This is a genomic window from Saccharothrix xinjiangensis (assembly GCF_039527585.1).
Taxonomy (GTDB): domain Bacteria; phylum Actinomycetota; class Actinomycetes; order Mycobacteriales; family Pseudonocardiaceae; genus Actinosynnema; species Actinosynnema xinjiangensis.
Window position 1 is genome coordinate 185,016 of record NZ_BAAAKE010000013.1, and the last position, 18,437, is coordinate 203,452.

The 18,437-nt window shown below is 75.2% G+C and carries 18 protein-coding genes; 11 read left to right on the plus strand and 7 right to left on the minus strand.

All coding sequences use genetic code 11. From position 1 onward, the window contains the following. Positions 1 to 611 precede the first annotated feature (611 nt). The 6 genes from ABD223_RS25050 to ABD223_RS25075 all read left to right on the plus strand — a co-directional run bounded on the left by ABD223_RS25050 (position 612) and on the right by ABD223_RS25075 (position 7,895). Positions 612 to 1,319, plus strand: a complete 708-nt coding sequence (locus ABD223_RS25050) for a CPBP family intramembrane glutamic endopeptidase (protein ID WP_344038919.1) — start codon at positions 612 to 614, stop codon at positions 1,317 to 1,319. Positions 1,320 to 1,403: 84 nt separating this feature from the next. Continuing rightward, positions 1,404 to 2,459: an isopenicillin N synthase family dioxygenase gene (locus ABD223_RS25055; RefSeq protein ID WP_344038920.1), complete on the plus strand. Its 1,056-nt coding sequence runs from the start codon at positions 1,404 to 1,406 to the stop codon at positions 2,457 to 2,459. 190 nt (positions 2,460 to 2,649) lie between these two features. Continuing rightward, positions 2,650 to 3,519 carry an ABC transporter permease gene (locus tag ABD223_RS25060; RefSeq protein ID WP_344038959.1) on the plus strand — a complete coding sequence of 290 codons (870 nt, stop codon included), beginning with the start codon at positions 2,650 to 2,652 and terminating at the stop codon, positions 3,517 to 3,519. Next, positions 3,519 to 4,514 (plus strand): ABC transporter permease, encoded by a 996-nt coding sequence (locus ABD223_RS25065; RefSeq protein ID WP_344038921.1) that lies wholly within the window; start codon positions 3,519 to 3,521, stop codon positions 4,512 to 4,514. The genes ABD223_RS25060 and ABD223_RS25065 overlap by 1 nt, the downstream gene beginning before the upstream one ends. A gap of 19 nt (positions 4,515 to 4,533) precedes the next feature. Then, positions 4,534 to 6,210 carry an ABC transporter substrate-binding protein gene (locus ABD223_RS25070; protein WP_344038922.1) on the plus strand — a complete coding sequence of 559 codons (1,677 nt, stop codon included), beginning with the start codon at positions 4,534 to 4,536 and terminating at the stop codon, positions 6,208 to 6,210. Continuing rightward, entirely contained in the window at positions 6,207 to 7,895 is a 1,689-nt protein-coding gene (locus ABD223_RS25075; protein WP_344038923.1) for a dipeptide ABC transporter ATP-binding protein, read from the plus strand. Before ABD223_RS25070 ends, ABD223_RS25075 begins: the two co-directional genes overlap by 4 nt. Positions 7,896 to 8,028: 133 nt before the next feature. On the opposite strand, the gene ABD223_RS25080 is transcribed toward ABD223_RS25075, so the two are convergent. Further along, entirely contained in the window at positions 8,029 to 9,432 is a 1,404-nt protein-coding gene (locus tag ABD223_RS25080; RefSeq protein ID WP_344038924.1) for a S41 family peptidase, read from the minus strand. A 121-nt stretch (positions 9,433 to 9,553) separates the two neighbouring features. Here ABD223_RS25080 and ABD223_RS25085 point away from each other — a divergent pair, with 121 nt between their 5' ends. Then, the gene (locus tag ABD223_RS25085) at positions 9,554 to 10,207 is read left to right on the plus strand and encodes a response regulator transcription factor (RefSeq protein WP_344038925.1); all 654 of its coding nucleotides are present in this window, start codon (positions 9,554 to 9,556) and stop codon (positions 10,205 to 10,207) included. Then, positions 10,204 to 11,397, plus strand: coding sequence for a sensor histidine kinase (locus ABD223_RS25090; protein WP_344038926.1), 1,194 nt, complete (start codon positions 10,204 to 10,206; stop codon positions 11,395 to 11,397). The genes ABD223_RS25085 and ABD223_RS25090 overlap by 4 nt, the downstream gene beginning before the upstream one ends. A 240-nt stretch (positions 11,398 to 11,637) precedes the next feature. On the opposite strand, the gene ABD223_RS25095 is transcribed toward ABD223_RS25090, so the two are convergent. Genes ABD223_RS25095 through ABD223_RS25105 form a run of 3 tightly spaced genes read right to left on the minus strand, consistent with a single transcriptional unit; the run spans position 11,638 to position 13,586 of the window. After that, the gene (locus tag ABD223_RS25095; protein ID WP_344038927.1) at positions 11,638 to 12,300 is read right to left on the minus strand and encodes a response regulator; all 663 of its coding nucleotides are present in this window, start codon (positions 12,298 to 12,300) and stop codon (positions 11,638 to 11,640) included. Next, positions 12,297 to 13,409 (minus strand): sensor histidine kinase, encoded by a 1,113-nt coding sequence (locus ABD223_RS25100; RefSeq protein WP_344038928.1) that lies wholly within the window; start codon positions 13,407 to 13,409, stop codon positions 12,297 to 12,299. The genes ABD223_RS25095 and ABD223_RS25100 overlap by 4 nt, the downstream gene beginning before the upstream one ends. Positions 13,410 to 13,418: 9 nt before the next feature. After that, positions 13,419 to 13,586 carry a hypothetical protein gene (locus tag ABD223_RS25105; RefSeq protein ID WP_344038929.1) on the minus strand — a complete coding sequence of 56 codons (168 nt, stop codon included), beginning with the start codon at positions 13,584 to 13,586 and terminating at the stop codon, positions 13,419 to 13,421. A 36-nt stretch (positions 13,587 to 13,622) separates the two neighbouring features. On the opposite strand from ABD223_RS25105, the gene ABD223_RS25110 reads away from it, so the two are divergent. Then, a complete protein-coding gene (locus tag ABD223_RS25110; RefSeq protein ID WP_344038930.1) occupies positions 13,623 to 14,015 on the plus strand; it encodes a DUF6223 family protein in 393 nt (130 codons plus the stop codon). 60 nt (positions 14,016 to 14,075) lie between these two features. On the opposite strand, the gene ABD223_RS25115 is transcribed toward ABD223_RS25110, so the two are convergent. Then, positions 14,076 to 14,588 (minus strand): hypothetical protein, encoded by a 513-nt coding sequence (locus ABD223_RS25115; RefSeq protein WP_344038931.1) that lies wholly within the window; start codon positions 14,586 to 14,588, stop codon positions 14,076 to 14,078. 71 nt (positions 14,589 to 14,659) lie between these two features. Here ABD223_RS25115 and ABD223_RS25120 point away from each other — a divergent pair, with 71 nt between their 5' ends. Further along, a complete protein-coding gene (locus ABD223_RS25120) occupies positions 14,660 to 15,922 on the plus strand; it encodes an ATP-binding protein (RefSeq protein ID WP_344038932.1) in 1,263 nt (420 codons plus the stop codon). 37 nt (positions 15,923 to 15,959) lie between these two features. Next, complete coding sequence (locus ABD223_RS25125) at positions 15,960 to 16,598, plus strand: TetR/AcrR family transcriptional regulator (RefSeq protein WP_344038933.1); 639 nt, start codon at positions 15,960 to 15,962, stop codon at positions 16,596 to 16,598. Here ABD223_RS25125 and ABD223_RS25130 read toward each other — a convergent pair. Both ABD223_RS25130 and ABD223_RS25135 read right to left on the minus strand, forming a co-directional pair. After that, positions 16,564 to 17,337 carry an SDR family NAD(P)-dependent oxidoreductase gene (locus tag ABD223_RS25130; RefSeq protein WP_344038934.1) on the minus strand — a complete coding sequence of 258 codons (774 nt, stop codon included), beginning with the start codon at positions 17,335 to 17,337 and terminating at the stop codon, positions 16,564 to 16,566. The two genes, ABD223_RS25125 and ABD223_RS25130, sit on opposite strands and share 35 nt — an antisense overlap. A 364-nt stretch (positions 17,338 to 17,701) precedes the next feature. Further along, positions 17,702 to 18,418, minus strand: coding sequence for an alpha/beta fold hydrolase (locus ABD223_RS25135; RefSeq protein ID WP_344038935.1), 717 nt, complete (start codon positions 18,416 to 18,418; stop codon positions 17,702 to 17,704). Positions 18,419 to 18,437 lie beyond the last annotated feature (19 nt).

Genomic DNA, 18,437 nt, shown 5'->3' on the forward strand with positions numbered 1-18,437 from the left:
CGCTTTTTGCCGCGGATTGTTCGGCGAAGGGGAAGGAAGGCCGGAAGATGTGGCGTGGGGAGGACTTCGCTGCTCCGACGCGGTGGCCTTGGTCGCCCTGCGGTATGCGGGGGTGCGGCAGGAGCGCCGCAAAAGTGCGGGAGGGAGCCGCCGCGCCGGAGAACCGCGTCGCACGCCGAATGTCATCCCATCGAGTGGTTCGGGCGGCATGTCGCGAGCCGCTCTCACAATTGCTGGCGCGACGTCTTCGGGAGGACTGGCGGGAACGCGATTCCGTAGGTGGTCGGTCCCGAGCCGGAGTTCGAAACCGTCGGCCGTGCGGGTGGGCGTCGCGAACGCCGGTCGCCACCGCGTCGGCCTCCCGGTGCGCGGAGCCGGAAGCCGACCCCGGACCGGAACGCGTGGTTGACCATCTTGTTCCGCCGGGAGTCCGCGGGCATCGGCGCGTCGGGGACCGCGTCGCCGAGCGGGTGCTCCCGAGAGTGCTCCCCGGCAGCCGACGCCGCCGGGCGAGCGGTCGGCCCCCGCGCTCCACATGTGCCCAAACCGCCCGGATGGGATGATCAGGAAACGCGGGGCGCGCCTGACGGCCGATGCACACTGGGGGAGCCATGCACACCATCGGTCGCCGTCGGGGCGCCGCTCTTGCCGCCGCTGTCGTGCTGCTCGTCCTGGCCACCGTCCTGGCCAACCGCTTCCTGCCCGGGTGGGCCTACCCGCTCAACGGCCTGGTCGCCACCGCCTGCCTGCTCGGGGTGGCCCGGTGGGCCGGCCTCGGGCTCGCGGAGGTCGGGTTGGACCGTCGGTTCGCCCGGCGGGCCGCCCTGGTCGGGGCGGTCGGGGTGGTGGTGGTCGGCGCGGTGTTCGGGGCCGCCCTGCTCGTGCCGGCCTGGCGCGAGGTGTTCCACGACGGGCGGGTGGTGGTCGACGGGGTCGGGGCGCTGCTGTGGGTCGTGCTGGTGCGGATCCCGCTGGGGACCGTGCTGCTGGAGGAGGTCGCCTTCCGCGGTGTCCTGCCCGCCCTGCTCGGGGCGGGGGAGCGGTGGCGCTGGGGGCCGGTGCTGGGCGCTTCGGCGCTGTTCGGGCTGTGGCACATCCTGCCCTCCCTGGCCCTGCGCGAGAACGCCGCCGTCGACGCCCTGCTCGGCGACGCGCCGGTCCTGGTCACCGTGGCGTCGGCGGTGGTGGCGTCGGCGGTGGCCGGGGTCGGGCTGCACTGGTGCCGGCACGTCGGGCGGGGTGTGCTCGCCCCGGTGCTGGTGCACCTGGCGACCAACTGCGGCGGGGTGCTCGCCGCCTGGTGGGTGCTGCACGCCTGACGCGGGGCTTTTCGGGCGCGGCAAGCATTGTCCACCAAGTGGGAAGGGATCTTGGGGGTGCCCGCCGGCCCTACGCTCGGCCAGGTGGGCACTTCAACGGGATCCCCGGCACTGCCGGTCATCGACATCTCCGCGTTCCGCGATCCGGGTGTCGACCGGGAGGAGTTCCTGCGCACGCTGCGTCACGCCGCGCACGAGGTCGGCTTCTTCTACGTCGTCGGGCACGGCGTCCACCCGGCGTTGACCACCGGGATCTTCGAGGTGGCGAAGCGGTTCTTCGCGCTGCCCCTGGAGCGGCGGCTCGCGATCGAGAACGTCCGCTCGCCCCAGTTCCGCGGCTACACGCGCGCCGGGCGGGAGCGCACCGGCGGCGCGCCCGACTGGCGCGAGCAGATCGACGTCGGGCCGGAGCGGGACGCGGTCGCGGTCGGACCCGGCGACCCCGCGTGGCGAGGGCTGGTCGGCCCGAACCAGTGGCCCACCGACCTGCCCGAGCTGCGGGAGACGACCCTCGCCTGGCAGGACGAGGCCACGCGGGTCGCCCGTGAGGTGCTGCGCGCGCTGGCCGCGGCGCTCGGTCAGGACGAGGGCCACTTCGACCCGTGGTTCGACGACGAGGCGCACACGCACCTCAAGATCGTCCGCTACCCCGGGCGGCCCGCGCCGGACGTCGAGCAGGGCGTGGGCGCCCACAAGGACTACGGCTACCTGGCGCTGCTCCAGCAGGACGACGTCGGCGGCCTCCAGGTGCGGGCCGCCGACGGGTCCTGGATCGACGTGACGCCGCTGCCGGGCAGCTTCGTGCTCAACATCGGCGAGATGCTGGAGATCGCGACGAACGGGTACCTGACCGCGACCCGGCACCGCGTCCTCAGCCCGCCGGCGGGCGTCGAGCGGTTCTCCGTGCCGTTCTTCCTCGGGCCCCGGCTGGACGCCGTGGTCGAACCGCTGGAGCTGCCCGCCGAGTTGGCCGCCGCCGCGCGCGGGGTCGACCAGGACGCCGACAACCCGCTGCTCGCCGCCTACGGCGAGAACGCCCTGCTGGGGTGGCTCCGGTCGCACCCCGAGGTCGCCGAGCGCTGGTGGGGCGACGTCCTGGCGGCACGGGACGCCGGCGCGCGGCGGGGTCGCGCGGGTTGACGGGCGCGGCTGCGGTGTTCCGCAACACGATCGCCCATTGGGGGGAAAGCGTTTCCACATCGTGGGATCGGGACACCGGCACGGCGATTTTCCCTATCGTCTCCGGTCGTTCACCCCACCAGAGGTAGGTCCCTTGTCGTCACCACACGTCCCGGCGCCGGCCAGGTCGGTCGGCAAGGCCGTCACGGCGATGCTGCGCCGGGACCGCTGGGCGCTCGCGGGCGCCGTCACGATCGCGGTCCTCGGGCTCGCCGCCGTGGCCGCCGACCTGCTCACCGCCATCGAGGGGCAGGACCCGTACAGCTACCGGACCGAGGCGCTCGACCCGGGGACCGGCGGCCCGGCGGGCGTGCTCGGCGGGGTGAGCGGCGACCACTGGTTCGGCGTCGAGCCGCTGACCGGCAGGGACCTGTTCGCGATCGTCGTCCACGGCGCGCGCACGTCGTTCCTGATCGGCCTGGCGGCGACGCTGGTCTCGGTGGTGTTCGGGACGCTCGTCGGCGCGGCCGCCGGCTACCTCGGCGGCTGGCCGGACCGGATCGTCACCTGGGCCGCCGACGTGTTCCTCGGCTTCCCCTACCTGATCTTCATGATCGCGCTGGGCGCCGTGGTGCCGAGCCACGTGTCCCGGCCGCTGCTGCTGATCCTGGTGATCGGGTTCTTCGGCTGGCCCTCCATCGCCCGGATCGTGCGGGCGCAGGTGCTGACGCTGAAGGAGCGGAACTTCGTCGCCGCCGCGCGCATCCTCGGCGCGAGCCCGTGGCAGGTGTTCCGGGCCGAGCTGCTGCCCAACCTGTGGGCGCCGATCATCGTGGTGGCTACGCTGTCCGTGCCCGGCAAGATCGGCCTGGAGGCGGCGCTGTCGTTCCTCGGCGTCGGCATCCCGCCGCCGACGCCGAGCTGGGGCCGGACCATCAGCACGGCGGTCGACTGGGTGTCGACCGAACCGATGTTCCTGTTCTTCCCCGGCGTCGCCCTGTTCCTGGCCACCTGGGCGTTCACCGTGTTCGGCGACGGCCTGCGCGACGCCCTCGACCCCAAGACGGACGTGCGACGCTGATGCGGGCCCTCAGGTTCACCGCGAACCGGATCGCGAGCACCCTGCTGGTGCTGCTCGTCGTCGTGTTCATCACCTACGTGGTGTTCTACCTCGTGCCGTCCGACCCGGCGCAGCTGGCGTGCGGCCGGCCGTGCACCGAGCAGAACCTGGCGCTGGCCCGGGAGTTCATGGGGTTGGACGACCCGTGGTGGCGGCAGTTCCTCGACTACCTCGGCGGTGTCGTCACCGGGCGCACGTTCGGCGTCGGCGCGACCTCCATCCACTGCGCCGCGCCGTGCTTCGGCTACTCGTTCCAGCAGAACACCGACGTCGCCGTGCTCATCGCCGAACGCCTGCCGGTGACGTTCTCGCTCGCGGTCGGCGCGGCGGTGCTGTGGCTGGTCGCCGGCGTGGGCGCCGGTGTGCTCGCCGCGCTGCGCCGCGGCACGGCGTGGGACCGGATCACCCTCGCGGGCTCGGTCGCCGGCGTGTCCGCCCCCGTGTACCTGGTGGGGCTGCTGGGCATCCTCGTCCTCGGCTTCACCCTCGACGTGGTGCCGGTCGGCGGGTACGTGCCGTTCACCGAGAGCCCCGTCGACTGGGCGTGGCACCTCGTGCTGCCGTGGCTGGTCCTGGCGTTCGCGCACGCCGCCGTCTACCTCCGGCTGACCCGGGCGCAGATGCTGGAGGTGCTGGGCGAGGACTACATCCGCACGGCCCGCGCCAACGGCCTGCGCGAGTCCTCGGTGATCGGCAGGCACGCGCTGCGCAACGTCCTGCTGCCCGTCGTCACGGTGTTCGGCATCGACCTCGGCTCGCTGCTCGGCGGCGCGGTGATCACCGAACGGGTGTTCAGCCTGCCGGGCCTCGGCGGGCTGCTGATCGACGCGGTGAACCAGCGCGACCTGCCCCTGCTGCTGGGCTGCACGCTGTTCGCCGCCTTCCTGGTCGTCCTGGCCAACGCCGTGGTCGACCTCTGCTACGGCGCGCTCGACCCGCGAGCCCGCCTCACCTGATGTCCCAGGGGGAGAAGAGATGGTGTCCAGGCAAGTCCGGAAGCTCGTCGCGGTCGCGGCGGCGGCGACCCTGCTCGCCGCGTGCAACGCGAACGACCCGGGGAACACCGGCGCGTCGTCGGCCGCCGAGGCGGCGCAGGGCGGCACGCTGCGGATCCTGAGCGAGGGGCAGACGGTCAACTACGACCCGGCCAAGAGCAGCAGCCTGCCCATCACCTCGCTGGGCTTCGTGCACCGCAGGCTCACCGGCTGGGTCAACGCCGAGGGCGAGCAGGCCGCGGTGGCGCCGGACCTCGGCGACACCGGCAAGGCCTCCGACGGCGGCAAGACCTGGACGTTCACCCTCAAGGAGGGGCTGAAGTTCGGCGACGGCAGCCCCATCCGGTCCCACGACGTCAAGTGGGGCGTCGAGCGGACCTTCGCGCCGGCGTTCTCCGGCGGGCTCGGCTACCACAAGCAGCTGCTGGTCGGCGGCGGCGACTACCGCGGCCCGTTCGAGGGCGAGCGCCTGGCCTCCATCGAGACCCCGGACGACAGGACGATCGTCTTCCGCCTGACCCGCCCGTACGGCGACTGGCCGTGGATCACCAGCACCCCGGCCTTCGCGCCGGTGCCGGAGGGCAAGGGCGCCGAGCCGGACTACGGCGAGCACCCCGTCGCCTCCGGCCCCTACCAGCTCGCCGAGTACCAGCGCGGCGTGCGGGCCCGGCTGGTCCGCAACCCCCACTGGGACCGCGCCTCCGACCAGATCCGCGGCGGCCTGCCCGACGAGGTCCAGTTCCAGCTCGGCCAGGAGGCCTCCGTGGTCTCCCAGCGGCTCGTCGCCGACAGCGGTGAGGACCGGCAGGCGTTCGGCTCCTCCTTCGCCTCGCCCGCGCAGCTCGCGCAGCTCCAGGGCAACGCCTCCGCCAAGCAGCGGCTCGTCACCTCGAAGACCGGCGCGCTGGCCTACCTCGCCCTCAACACCGAGAAGCTGACCGATCCGAAGGTGCGCCAGGCGTTCCAGTACGCGGTCGACAAGACGTCCTACCAGATCGCGTCCGCGGGCGCCGCGCAGCTCGCCGGCGACACCGCCACCACCCTGATCACCCAGGGCATCGCGGGCCGCGAGCAGTTCGACCTGTACCCGGCGCAGCCGGCCGGGGAGCCCGAGAAGGCCAAGCGGCTGCTCGCCGAGGCCGGTTTCCCCGACGGCCTCAAGGACCTCGACTTCGTGGTGCCCAAGAGCAACGACTACCCGGCGAAGGCGCAGGCGCTCCAGGCCGCGCTGGCCAAGGCCGGCATCGCGGTGAACATCCGGGTGCTCGACACCGACGCGTACACGGCCGAGACCAGCCAGGCCGCGAACCCCACCTACGACCTGACCCTCAGCTCGTGGCAGCCGGACTTCCCCAGCGCCAACGCCAACATCCAGCCGCTGTTCGCCTCCTCGGAGATCGGCGGCGGCGGGTACAACCTCTCCCGCTACCGCAACCCCGAGGTCGACGCGCTGATCGAGGCCGCGCAGAGCGAGGTCGACCCGGTCGCCGCCAACCGCAGGTGGGTCGAGCTGGACAAGAAGATCCTCGCCGACTCGCCCGTGGTGCCGCTGATCTACACGCGCAACTCGTTCCTGCGCGGTTCCGAGGTCGCGAACTTCTACATCGCCGACTTCCCCGCCTACCCGAACTACCTCCAGGCGGGCATCGCCAAGTGACACCGCCGCTGCTGCGCCTGGAGGGCGTCTCCGTGGCGTTCGACGCCCCCGCCGCCGAGGAGGTCGACTACTCGTTGGCGGCGGGGGAGGTGCTGGCCGTCGTCGGCGAGTCGGGCTCCGGCAAGACGGTGACCGCGCTGTCGCTGCTGGGGCTGCTGCCCGGCGCCGCCACGGTCACCGGGCGCGCCCTGTTCGCCGGCCGGGACCTGTTCGCGCTGTCCGCCGAGGAGCTGCGGGCGGTGCGCGGCAACGGCATCGGCATGGTGTTCCAGGAGCCGATGACCGCGCTCAACCCGGTGTTCCGGGTCGGCGACCAGCTCGCCGAGGTCGTCCGGGCGCACGGCGGCCGCACCGCGGCGCAGGCCCGGCGGCGCGTGGACGAGCTGCTGGCGCTGGTCGGGCTGCCCCCGGGGGCGCGGCGGAAGTACCCGCACGAGCTGTCCGGCGGGCAGCTCCAGCGGGTGGTGATCGCCATGGCCGTGGCCAACGACCCGGCGCTGCTGATCGCCGACGAGCCCACGACCGCGCTCGACGTGACCGTCCAGGCGGAGGTCCTGGAGCTGCTGCGCGACCTGCGCGGCCGGCTCGACGCGGCGATCCTGCTGATCACGCACGACATGGGCGTGGTCGCGGACCTGGCCGACCGGGTCGTGGTGATGCGCGACGGCCGGGTGGTCGAGCAGGGTCCGGTGGCGGAGGTGTTCGCCGCGCCGCGCCACGAGTACACGCGGTCCCTGCTGGACTCCGTGATCTCGCTGAGCGGACCGCCGCCCGCCGAACCGCCCGCCGCCGTGGAGGTGTCGCCGGGCGTCGTGGCGCGCGGCGCGCACGTGGCCGTGACCTCGCCCTCGCTGTCCGCGCCCGACCGGCCCGGCGACGACCCGGTGCTCGCGCTGTCCGGGCTCACCGTCGCCTACGGCCGGTTCCGGGCGGTCGACGGGGTCGGGCTGCACGTCGGGCGGGGCGAGGTCCTCGGCCTGGTCGGGGAGTCCGGGTCCGGCAAGAGCAGCATCGCGGGCGCGGTCACCGGGCTCGTCACGCCCGCCGCCGGGGTGGTCGAGCTGGCCGGCCAGGAGCTGTCCCGGCTGCGCGGCCGGGCGGCGAAGCGGGCGCGGGGCCGCGTCGGCGTGGTGTTCCAGGACCCGGCGTCGTCGCTGAACCCCCGGGCCACCGTCGCCCGCAGCATCGCCTCGCCGTTCCTGCTGCACACCCCGCTGCGCGGCGCCGAGCTGGACCGCCGCGTCGACGGGCTGCTGGACGCGGTGCGGCTGTCGCCGTCGCTGCGCGACCGGTACCCGCACGAGCTGTCCGGCGGGCAGCGGCAGCGGGTCGGCATCGCCCGCGCCATCGCCCTGGACCCGGACCTGCTGATCGCGGACGAGCCGACCAGCGCGCTCGACGTGTCCGTCCAGGCCCGCGTGCTCGACCTGTTCCGCGCGCTCCAGGCCGAGCTGCGCTTCGCCTGCCTGTTCATCAGCCACGACCTCGCGGTGGTCGAGCGGCTGGCCGACCGGGTGGCCGTGCTGCACGGCGGCCGGGTCGTCGAGACCGGGCCCGCCGACGAGGTGCTGACCGCGCCGCTGCACCCGTACACGCGGCGGCTGCTGGCGGCCGCGCCGGTCGCGGACCCGGTTCGGCAGCGGGAGCGCCGGGAGGCGTGGCTCGCGCTCGACGGGCCGGGGTGACGACCGGCCCGGAGCGCTCCGGCCGCACCCCGGACCGGGCCGGGCCGGGCCGAACCGGGCCGGCCTGAACCGGACCGGCCCGAATCGCCCGGCTCCCGCCGCCCGCGGTCCGCCTACCCCGCGCGCCCGCCGGTCACAGCAGCGACACGGCCCTGTCCAGCCCCGGGTCGCGCCCCGCCGACAGGTCCGCCGCGGTCGTCGGGGCGTGGTGGTCCGGCGCCACGCCGATGGTGTTCACGATCTCCCCGTTCGCGGCGACCTCGTGGTGCTTCGGCAGGGCGAGGATGCTCCCGTTGTCCAGCAGGTGGGGCAGGCCGGGGCCGGACACGGCGCCGGCGGTGCGGGTGCCCACCAGCGTGCCGAGGCGGAGGTCCTTGACGGTGCCGGCGAACGAGTCGCACGCGGACGCGCAGCGGCGGTCGGTGAGGGCGACGAACGGCAGGTCCAGCAGGTCGACCGAGTCGTCGGTGCGGTTGGGGGTGCAGCGGTCCCTGACGTCGCACCAGTAGCTGGTCGTCCTGCCGTGGGCGAGGGCGCCGAGGAGCTTGCGGACGGCGTCGGGGCTGCCGCCGCCGTTGCCCCGCAGGTCCAGGACCACCCCGCGCAGGTCCGCCCGCGCGCGCAGGTCGGCGATGGCGGCCAGGGCGCGGTCGGCCAGTTCCGGCGCGAAGTTGGGCAGGCTGACGTAGGCGACGTCCCCGTCCACCAACCGGGATTCCACGTCCCGGGGTCGCGGCTGGTACGGGGCGGCGGTCAGGGTGAGGGTGGACGTCCCGCCGGTCGCCGGGCGGCGCACGGTGAGCCGGAGCACGGAGCCCGGCGCGGTGCCGGTCGGCGACAGCGCGCCCCTGGTGAGGACGCCGTTGACGAACAGCGGCACGCCGTCGACCTCCAGGACCTCGTCGCCGGGCGCGAGGCCGGCGACCGCGGCCGGGCTGCCCGCCGCGACGCCGGTGACGTGGGCGGGCTCGGTCGCCACCGGGTCGACGTCGCCGGGACCGGAGGTGACGGACAGGTCGAAGCCGTAGGGGTTCGGGGTGAACCCGCTGAGCCACCGCGCGTGGTTGTCGTCGAGTTCGTCCACCATGGCCCTGATGGCGGCGGTGGCGAGGGCGGCGCGCGCGCCGTCGTCCGGCAGCGCGTTCGCGATCCGCCGGTAGACCCCGCCGAACGCGGCCCAGTCGGCGTCCCTGCGGCCGGTGAGCGCCGGCAGGGTGGCGTCGGGCCGGTCGAGGCCCCGGCGTTGCAGCTCCTGGGTCATCGCGGCGAACGCCGGCACGAGCAGCGTGCGGCTGTCGAGCACCGGCCCGCTGTAGTAGTTGTCGAAGATGCAGTGGTAGGCCTGCCCGACCGTGGTGGCGGTGGGCGGCGTCGGCGTCGGCGGCGGCTGCCCCGGCACGGGGGTGGGCTTGACGCAGGCCGGTGGCCTGCCCGCGCCGGCCGGGACGGGGTCGGCGGTGCCGTCCGCCGCGCCGACGAGCGAGGCCGTCACGGCGAGCACCGCGGCGATGGTGAGCGGACGCCATCTGCGTGCCACGAGGATCTCCTTGGGGTGGTGGGTATCGGACGAGGGCGAGTTCTACGGGGCCACCGGTTTCACGGCGGTTTCGCCGCGCGGCGAAACCCCTGCGAAACCGGTGGCCGGCGATACTGCGCGGGTGCGGGTGCTGGTGGTGGAGGACGACGAGGAGATGGCGCGGGCGGTGGCGACCGGGCTGCGCCGGGCGCGCATGGCCGTCGACGTGGCGCTGGACGGGACCAGCGGGCTGGAACGCGCGCTGAGCACCGACTACGACGTGGTGGTGCTGGACCGGGACCTGCCCGGCACGCACGGCGACGACGTGTGCGCGGAGCTGATCGCGGCCGGGTGCCGGGGCCGGGTGCTGATGCTGACCGCGGCGGCCACCACGGAGGACCTGGTCGACGGGCTCGGCCTCGGCGCGGACGACTACCTGGCCAAGCCGTTCGACTTCCGGGCGCTCGTGGCGCGGGTCGGCGCGCTGGCGCGGCGGGCCCACCCGGCCGCGCCCCCGGTGCTGCGCCGCGGCGACCTGGTCGTCGACACCGCCCGGCGGAGGGCGACCCGGGGCGACCGGCCGTTGGAGCTCTCGCCGAAGGAGTTCGGCGTGCTGGAGCTGCTGCTGGCGGCGGAGGGCCGGGTCGTGTCGGCGGAGGAGCTGCTGGAACGGGTGTGGGACGAGGCGGCCGACCCGTTCACCAACGCGGTGAAGGTCACGGTCAGCAGGCTGCGGGCCAAGCTGGGCGATCCGCCGGTCGTCGAGACCGTGGCCAGGAGCGGGTACCGGGTGTGAGGGGCCCGCTCGCCCGGCTCGCCCGGTCTTCCCGGCTTTCCCGGTTCGCCCGGCCCCGGCGCCGCCTGCCGCGGCGGACCGTGCGGCTGCGGCTGACCCTGCTGTACGGCGCGCTGTTCCTGCTCTGCGGCGCGGGGGCGCTGGCGGTCACGTACGTCCTGGTCCGGCACTCGGTGGCGCCGGAGGGCGACGTGACGCTGCTCCGCGCGCCGGGTGACCGCGGCCTGCCCGGCGGCCCGGCGCTCCCGTTCGACGTGGGCGCGGAGCAGGTGGTGGCCAGGGCGGAGGCGGCGCTGGCCGAGCAGCGGCGGGACGTGCTGCGCCAGCTGGTGGTCCAGTCCGGGACCGCGCTGGCCATGCTGGTGGTGCTCGTGCTCGCCCTGAGCTGGTGGGTGGCGGGCCGCGTCCTGCGCAGGCTGAGCACGATCACCGCGACCGCGCGGGAGATCTCGGCGACCAACCTGCACCGGCGCCTGGCCCTGGCCGGGCCGGACGACGAGCTGAAGGAGCTGGGCGACACGTTCGACGAGCTCCTCGGCCGGCTGGAGGCGTCGTTCGAGGCCCAGCGCCGGTTCGTCGCCAACGCCTCCCACGAGCTGCGCACCCCGCTCGCCCGCCAGCGCGCGATCGGGCAGGTGGCGCTCGACGACCCGGACGCCACGGTGGCGTCCCTGCGCGCGGCGCACGAACGGGTCCTCGCGGCGGGGGAGCAGCAGGAACGGCTGATCGAGGCCATGCTCACCCTGGTCCGCGGCCACGCCGGCATCGACGTCCGCCACCCGTTCGACCTGGGCGAGGTGGTGACCGGTGTGGTCGAGGCGCGCCGGACGCCGGACGTCGCGCTGCGCACGGCGATCGGGCCGTGCCCGGTGTCCGGGCACCGCGCGCTCGCCGAGCGGCTGGTGGTGAACCTGGTGGACAACGCGATCCGGCACAACGCGCCCGGCGGCTGGGTCGAGGTGCGGTGCGGCTCCGGCGCGCTGACCGTGGCCAACACCGGCCCGGTCGTGCCGGCGGACGAGGTCGGGCGGATCTTCCAGCCGTTCCAGCGGCTCGGGCGCGCCAGGACCGGTCACGGGCTGGGGTTGGGGCTCTCGATCGTGCGCGCGATCGCGACGGCGCACGGGGCGCGGGTCACGGCGGCGCCGAGGGAGGGCGGCGGGCTGGTCGTCGAGGTGGTGTTCGGCTGACGGCGCCCGGGGTTGGGCGCAGCCGGTGGCGGTCTCGCTGTGGGGGCCGGTGGCGGCCGCGGGCGTGGCAGGCACCGTCAGGCGATCGTGCCGCCGCCCCGGAGGAGCGGCACGACCACCCGGCGCCCTTCGGCGGCCGGCGACGGTGCGACGTCGGCGTGGCCGTGCCGTCGCACGGCCGGCCGTGCGACGCCGCCGCGGCGAGACCGGCCCCTCGACCCACCTCGGCCCCCCAGGACCTCAGAAGCCGCGCGGGGTGACCAGGCCCGCCTCGTACGCGAACACCACCAGTTGCGCGCGGTCGCGGGCGCGGAGCTTGACCATGGCCCGGTTGACGTGGGTCTTCGCGGTCAGCGGGCTGATCGCCATGCGGTCGGCGACCTCGTCGTTGGACAGGCCGCGCGCGACCAGGGCGACGGCCTCGCGCTCCCGGTTGGTCAGCTCCTCCAACCCCCGGCCGACGCCGGTGCCGAGCGGTTGGGCGACGAACCGGTCGATGAGCCTGCGGGTGATCGACGGCGCGAGCAGGGCGTCACCGCGCGCGGCGACGCGCACGGCGTGCAGGAAGTCCTCCGGCTCGACGTCCTTGACGAGGAAGCCGGTCGCACCGGCGCGCAGGGCGTCGAAGACGTGCTCGTCGAAGCCGTAGTTGGTGAGGATGACGACGCGCACCGCGGCCAGGGCGGGGTCCGCGGCGATGCGCCGGGTCGCCTCGACGCCGTCGACGACGGGCATCCGGATGTCGACGACCGCGATGTCGGGCAGGTGCGACCTGGCCAGCGCCACGGCCTCGGCGCCGTCGGCGGCCTCGGCCACCACCTCGATGTCGTCCTCGACGTCGAGCAGCGCGCGGAACCCGCTGCGGATGAGCGGTTGGTCGTCGACCAGCAGGACGCGGATCACGGCGCCCGGTCCACGGGAAGTTCGGCGTGGACGGTGAAGCCGCCACCACCGCGCGGCGCCGCGCGCAGCCTGCCGCCGAGGGCGGTGACCCGCTCGCGCATCCCGAGCAGCCCCACCCCGGGCACGGGCACCACGTCCGGCGTGGCCCTGCCGTCGTCGTCGGCCCTGATGACCAGGGCGTCGGGGCGGTGGTCGATGCGGACCGACGCGGTGGTGGCATTGGCGTGCCTGGCGATGTTGGTCAGCGACTCCTGGACGACCCGGTAGGCGGTCCGGTCCACCGCGGCGGGCACGCCGCCCCGGGCGCCCTCGACCGTCAGCTCCGCGTCCAGGCCGATCGCCCGCGCCCGCCGCACCAGTTCCGGCACCTGGTCGAGCCCGTGCGGCGGGGTGTCGTCGCGCAGCACCTCCAGGGTCGCCCGCAGCTCCCGCGCCGCCTCGCGGCCGGCCTCCCGGATCGCGAGCAGGGCCTCCGGCACCTGCTCGCCGCGCTTGTGCGCCAGGTGGACGGCGACTTCGGCCTGCACCTTGATGACGGAGATCTGGTGGGTGAGCGAGTCGTGCAGCTCCCGCGCGATGTGCAGCCGCTCCTCGTCGGCGCGGCGGCGCGCGGTCTCCTCGCGGGTGCGCTCGGCCTCGTCCGCCCGGCGCTCGGCCTGCCGCAGCGCCTCGCCCGCCGCGCCGGCGGCGACCAGCCACGCCAGTTGGAGGACGTCCCTGGACCGCGTGAACGCCTCGCCGAGGAGCCAGCCGTGGGGCGACACCAGAATCGCGAGCGGCACGGCGGCGAGCATGACCACCGAACCCGCCACCGCGACGACCCGGTGACCGGCCCGCACGGCGGCGTACACCGCGAACAAGTAGGCGACGACGGGCACGTCGAAGCCGAGGGCCTGGTGGCCCAGCGCGGACGACCCGGTCACGGCCAGCACGGTCACCGGCGCCCGGCGTCGCCCGGCCAGCGCCAGGCCGCCCACCACCAGCAGGACGTGCCCCAGCGGGTTCGGCCCCGTCGCGGCGTGCTGCCCGGACGACCCGGCGATCAGCTGGGTGGCTGCCACCCCGGCGGCGATCGCCCAGTCCGCGACCGCGATCCGCCCCCGGCTCATGGGTGAACCCTAGTCGGGCGTCCGGGCGGGCGAGTCCTCCTCGGGCATGACCGGCCGGCTACCGCGCACGCGGTAGTCCCGGGCGTCCTGCCGCGCCCGCGGTAGTCGGCTGCGGCACGGGCGGCAGCGCGGATCGCCCGCGCCCGCACGACGACGGGCGGCGGGGTCGGCGGCCATGCTCGGTTTCCGCTCAACCGCAGGAGGAACGCCGTGGTGATCAGTGACTTCTTGGCCGTGACCGCTTCGTTCGAGGGGCTCGGGCACCTCGCGGCCCAGTCGCGCGGCATGGGCGCGGGGAGGGCCGTGTCCCTCGTGGCCGGGTTGTCGGGGTTGGTCGGCGCGGTCGTCGGCGGGCTCGCGGCGGCCCGTCCCGGTTCCGGGCGGGGCCGGGCTGTCGTGGCGCTCGTGGCGGGGGTGGTCGGCGGGTTCCTCGGCGTGGTGGTCGTGGTCACCGCGGAGGGTGGTCCCGGCACCGGCAACGGGGTGGGCGGAGGGGTGGTGGCCGCGGTGGTGGGCTTGGTGGGCGCGGTCCTCGGCGGACTGGCCCTGGCCCGGTCCCGTCGCGCGGCCGACAGGTCGACGGGCACGCGACGGGGATCCGCCTGAGGTCCGTTCGTGGTCGGGTTCCCGGCCTCACGGGCGGGGTTCAGCGGTGCGGGACCCTGGTCAGGAGAACACGGAGATCCAGGTGGCCACGACGCCGCTGATCAGCACGAGGGTCACGGCCGACGACGCGCCGGGCGCCCCGGCCAGGGTCGCCGCCACCGCCAGCGCACCCAGGGAGGCCGCCGCCGCCGTGCCGACGAGCAGCACCTTGCGCCGGCCCCCGTGGACGTTGTGGGTCGAGCCGGAGGCCATCGCCCACAGCCCGAGGCCGAAGGCCAGGAGCAGCAGGCCGGGCAGGTCGCCGGTCCTCGCGAGGACCGCGACGGTGGCCGCCGCGACGGCGAAGCCGAGGAAGAGGAACGTGGCGCGGCGCGCGGGGCGGCTCACCAGGTGGCGGTCGCGGCTGAGCAGCAGGACGCAGTTCATCAGCGGTTCCAGGGTCCAGCTCAGCACGACGAGCCCCACGACCGCGATGATCAGCACCCGCGCCCACGCCTGGTCGTCGAACGGCCGCAGGAAGCGGGTCAGCAGGAACGGCACCAGCAGCACCGCCACGCGCACGCCCGTCGGCACCGAGCCGAGCCAGGAGTTGAACCGCAGCAGCGCGCCGTAGAGCGGGTTGCGGGACTTCAGGGCGACCGAACGTGACGCATGATCCGGTGATCGAGGCGCTGCTCGGGGCGCTGGCCGCGGACCCCGGCAACCACCCGGTGCGGGCCCACGTGGCGCGGCTGCTGCTGGACGCGGGCCACCCGGCCGAGGCGCTCGCGCACGCCACGACCGTGCTGGCCGCCGTGCCGGACGACGTGGCGGCGCTGCGCGCGGCGGCCGGCGCCGCGCGGGCGGTCGGCGACGAGACCAGGGCCGCCTCCTACGGGCGGCTCGCGGACGCGCTCGACCCGCCACCTCCCTCGCCCTCGCCCGCACCGGCGCCGGGATCCGGTCCGGTCGCGTCGGCCGTGCCGGACACCGCCGACGAGATCCTGCGGCGGTGGGACGACAGCGAGCCCGTCGCCGAACCCGGCATCGGCACGATGGGCAAGGCGGGCGTCACGCTGGCGGACATCGGCGGCCTGGCCGACGTGAAGAAGCGCCTGGACATGTCGTTCCTCACCCCGCTGCGCAACCCGGAGCTGCGCCTGGCGTTCGGCAAGTCCCTGCGCGGCGGGCTGCTGCTGTGGGGGCCGCCCGGCTGCGGCAAGACGCTCATCGCCCGCGCGCTGGCGGGCGAGCTGGGCGCGAGCTTCTACGAGATCGGCCTGAGCGACGTGCTGGACATGTGGCTCGGCAGCAGCGAGCGCAACCTGCGCGACATCTTCGACACCGCCCGCCGCAACCGCCCGTGCCTGCTGTTCTTCGACGAGATCGACGCGCTGGGCCAGAAGCGGTCGCAGCTGCGCGGCGGCGGGTCGGCCCTGCGCGGCGTGGTCAACCAGATGCTGGCCGAGCTGGACGGCGCGAGCACGGACAACGAGGGCGTGTTCGTGCTGGCCGCCAGCAACCACCCGTGGGACGTGGACCCGGCGCTGCTGCGGCCGGGCCGGTTCGACCGGACCGTGCTGGTGCTGCCGCCGGACGTCGAGGCCCGCGAGGCGATCCTGCGGCTGCACCTGCGCGGCAGGCCGACCGAGCGGCTGGACCTCGCCCGGATCGCCAAGGCCGCGGACGGCATGTCCGGCGCGGACCTCGCGCTGGTCTGCGAGCAGGCCACGGAGACGGCCATGGAGGAGTCGATGGCGTCCGGCCGGGTCCACCCCATCACCCAGCGGCACCTCCAGGACGCGGTGAGATCCGTGTCGCCCAGCATCGGCGAGTGGCTGGGGACCGCCCGCAACTACGCCTTGTACGGCAACGAGAACGGCGCTTACGACGAGCTGGCCGCGTACCTGAAGAAGCGCCGCCGCTGACGCGCCGCCCGGCGCTGCCCAGGGGTACCGTCGCCGGGTGCGACCGGTGACGAGGGCGTTGACGCCCAAGGGGTTGGCCACGCGGGCTCGGATCGTCGAGGGCGCGGCCCGGTTGCTGCGCGAGCGCAACGTCGTCGAGACCACCCTCGACGACGTCCTGGCCGCCACGGGCACCAGCAAGGGCCAGCTGTTCCACTACTTCCCGGACGGCAAGGACCAGTTGCTGCTGGCCGTCGCCGAGCACGAGGCGGACCGGGTGCTGGACGACCAGCGGCCGCACCTGGACGACCTGTCGACGTGGGAGTCGTGGGAGGCCTGGCGGGACACCGTGCTGCGGCGCTACCGGGAGATGGGCGACACCTGCCCGCTCGGGACGCTGTTCCTCCAGGTGGGCCGCGGCACCCCGGGCGCGCGGGCGATCGCGCGCGGGCTGATGTCGCGGTGGCAGGCCCGGCTGGCGGCGGGGATGGTGGCGCTCCAGGACAACGGGCTCCTCGACCCCGCCTTCGACGTCGACCGCGCCGCGCCCGCCCTGCTCGCGGCGGTGCAGGGCGGGGTCTCGATCCTGCTGTCCACCGGGTCGGACGAGCACCTGGGCGCGGCGCTGGACTTCCACCTCGCGCAGCTGCGCGCGGCGGCGGTCACGCGCGCCAGTGGCCGTCGAACCGGAGCGTGACACCGGTCAGGAAGTCGGCCACGGGGCTGGCCAGGTAGGCCACGGCCGCGGCGATCTCGGCGGGTCGGGCGAGGCGGCCGGTGTCGTTGGGCGCGGCGGCGCGCACGTACCGGGACTCGACCTCCTCCCACGGCCCGGTGAGGCCGTGCTCGGCCGCGTACTCGGCGATCCGCTGCCGCCCGGTGGCGGTGAGGATGCCGCCGGGCGCGATCGCGTTCGACGTCACGCCGGTCTCGCGCAGTTCGCGGGCCAGCGTGCGGGCGAGGTTGTCGCGGGCGGCGGCGGTGGCGCCGTAGTGGGGCTGGGGCGCGATGGGCACGGTGCCGGTGATGCTGCCGACCTGGATGACGCGGCCCCAGCGGCGCTCGCGCATGGCGGGCACGAACCGCTGCACGGTGCGCACGCTGGACACCACGTTCGTGTTGTAGATGTCGAGCCAGTGCTGGGGCGTCGCGCTCCACCAGTCCAGGGACATGTCGAACACGCCCACGTTGTTCACCAGGACGTCGACCCGCCCCGCCGCCTCGGCCACGGCGTCGGCCCCGCCGTCCGTGCCCAGGTCGCCGATCGCCACGTCCGCCTCGCCGCCCGCCGCGCGGACCGCCTCGGCGACCGCGGTGGTCCGGGCCTCGTCCCGGCCGTGCACGACGACCTCGGCCCCTTCGGCGGCGAGGGCGTGGGCGACGGCCTCGCCCAGGCCCGAGCTGGAACCGGTGACGAGGGCGCGCTTACCGGTCAACTGGAGGTCCACTGCGTTCCGCCTTCGGTGGGGGATGTGCCGACCGCTCCACCGTGCCGACGGAAAAATGGACCGGCAAGTCCAGAAAACGGCGGGGGCTGGGATTGCGGGGGCCGGGGTTGCCGTCCCGCGGCGGGAGGCGGTCAGGCGGCGGTGCGGGGTCGGGGACCGGGCAGGGGCGGGGCGGGCGTCGGGTGACCGGGCGGGGCTGGGTGGCGGGGTGGTCGGGCGGCGAAGCGGGGTCGGGGGACCGGACGGGATTGGGGCGGAGCGAGTGGGTCGGCGGGCGGGTCGGGCAGCCGGGCGGGTCGGGCAGCCGGGCGCCGCAGGGCGCCGGTGTCGGCGCCCCGCGGCGTGGCGCCGGTCAGGCGCCGGTCGTGACGGCCTCGACGGCCTGGAGGACCAGGTCCGCCACCGCGTCGGGGCGGGAGACCGCGACGGCGTGGGAGGCGTCGACGCGGACGGTCCGCGACCCGGCGCGCTCGGCCATGAACTCCTGCGCCCGCGCCGGGATCGCGTTGTCCTGCGCGGCCACCAGCGCCCAGGACGGCAGCCCGCGCCACGCCGGCTCACCGGGCAGGCCGGTGGTGAGGGCCTTCTCGGCGACCGGTCGCTGGGTGACCGCCATGGTGGCGGTGGTGTCGGCGGGCAGGTCGCCGGCGAAGACCTCGCGGAAGTCCTCGGGCCTGATCCGCAGCTCGGGCTCGCCGTCGTGCACGAGCACCGACGTGGTGCCCGGCCCCAGCTTCGCGCCGGGGAAGCGGGTCGCCAGCTCCAGCGCGCTCTCGCCGGTGTCGGGCTGGAACGCGGCGACGTAGACCAGCGCGCTCACGTTCGACAGCTCCCGCGCGGCCCGGCTGATCAGCACGCCGCCGTAGGAGTGGCCGACCAGGACGACCGGGCCGTCCACGGACGCGGCGACGGAGGCGACGTAGGCCGCGTCGCCCTCCAGGCCGCGCAGCGGGTTGGCCACCGCGATGGTCGCGTGGCCGCGGTCGTGGAGGCGGGTCACCACGTCGTTCCAGCTGGACGAGTCGGCGAAGGCGCCGTGGACGAGGACGACGGTCGGGTTCTTGCTCATGGGGTCCGCCTCACTGGGA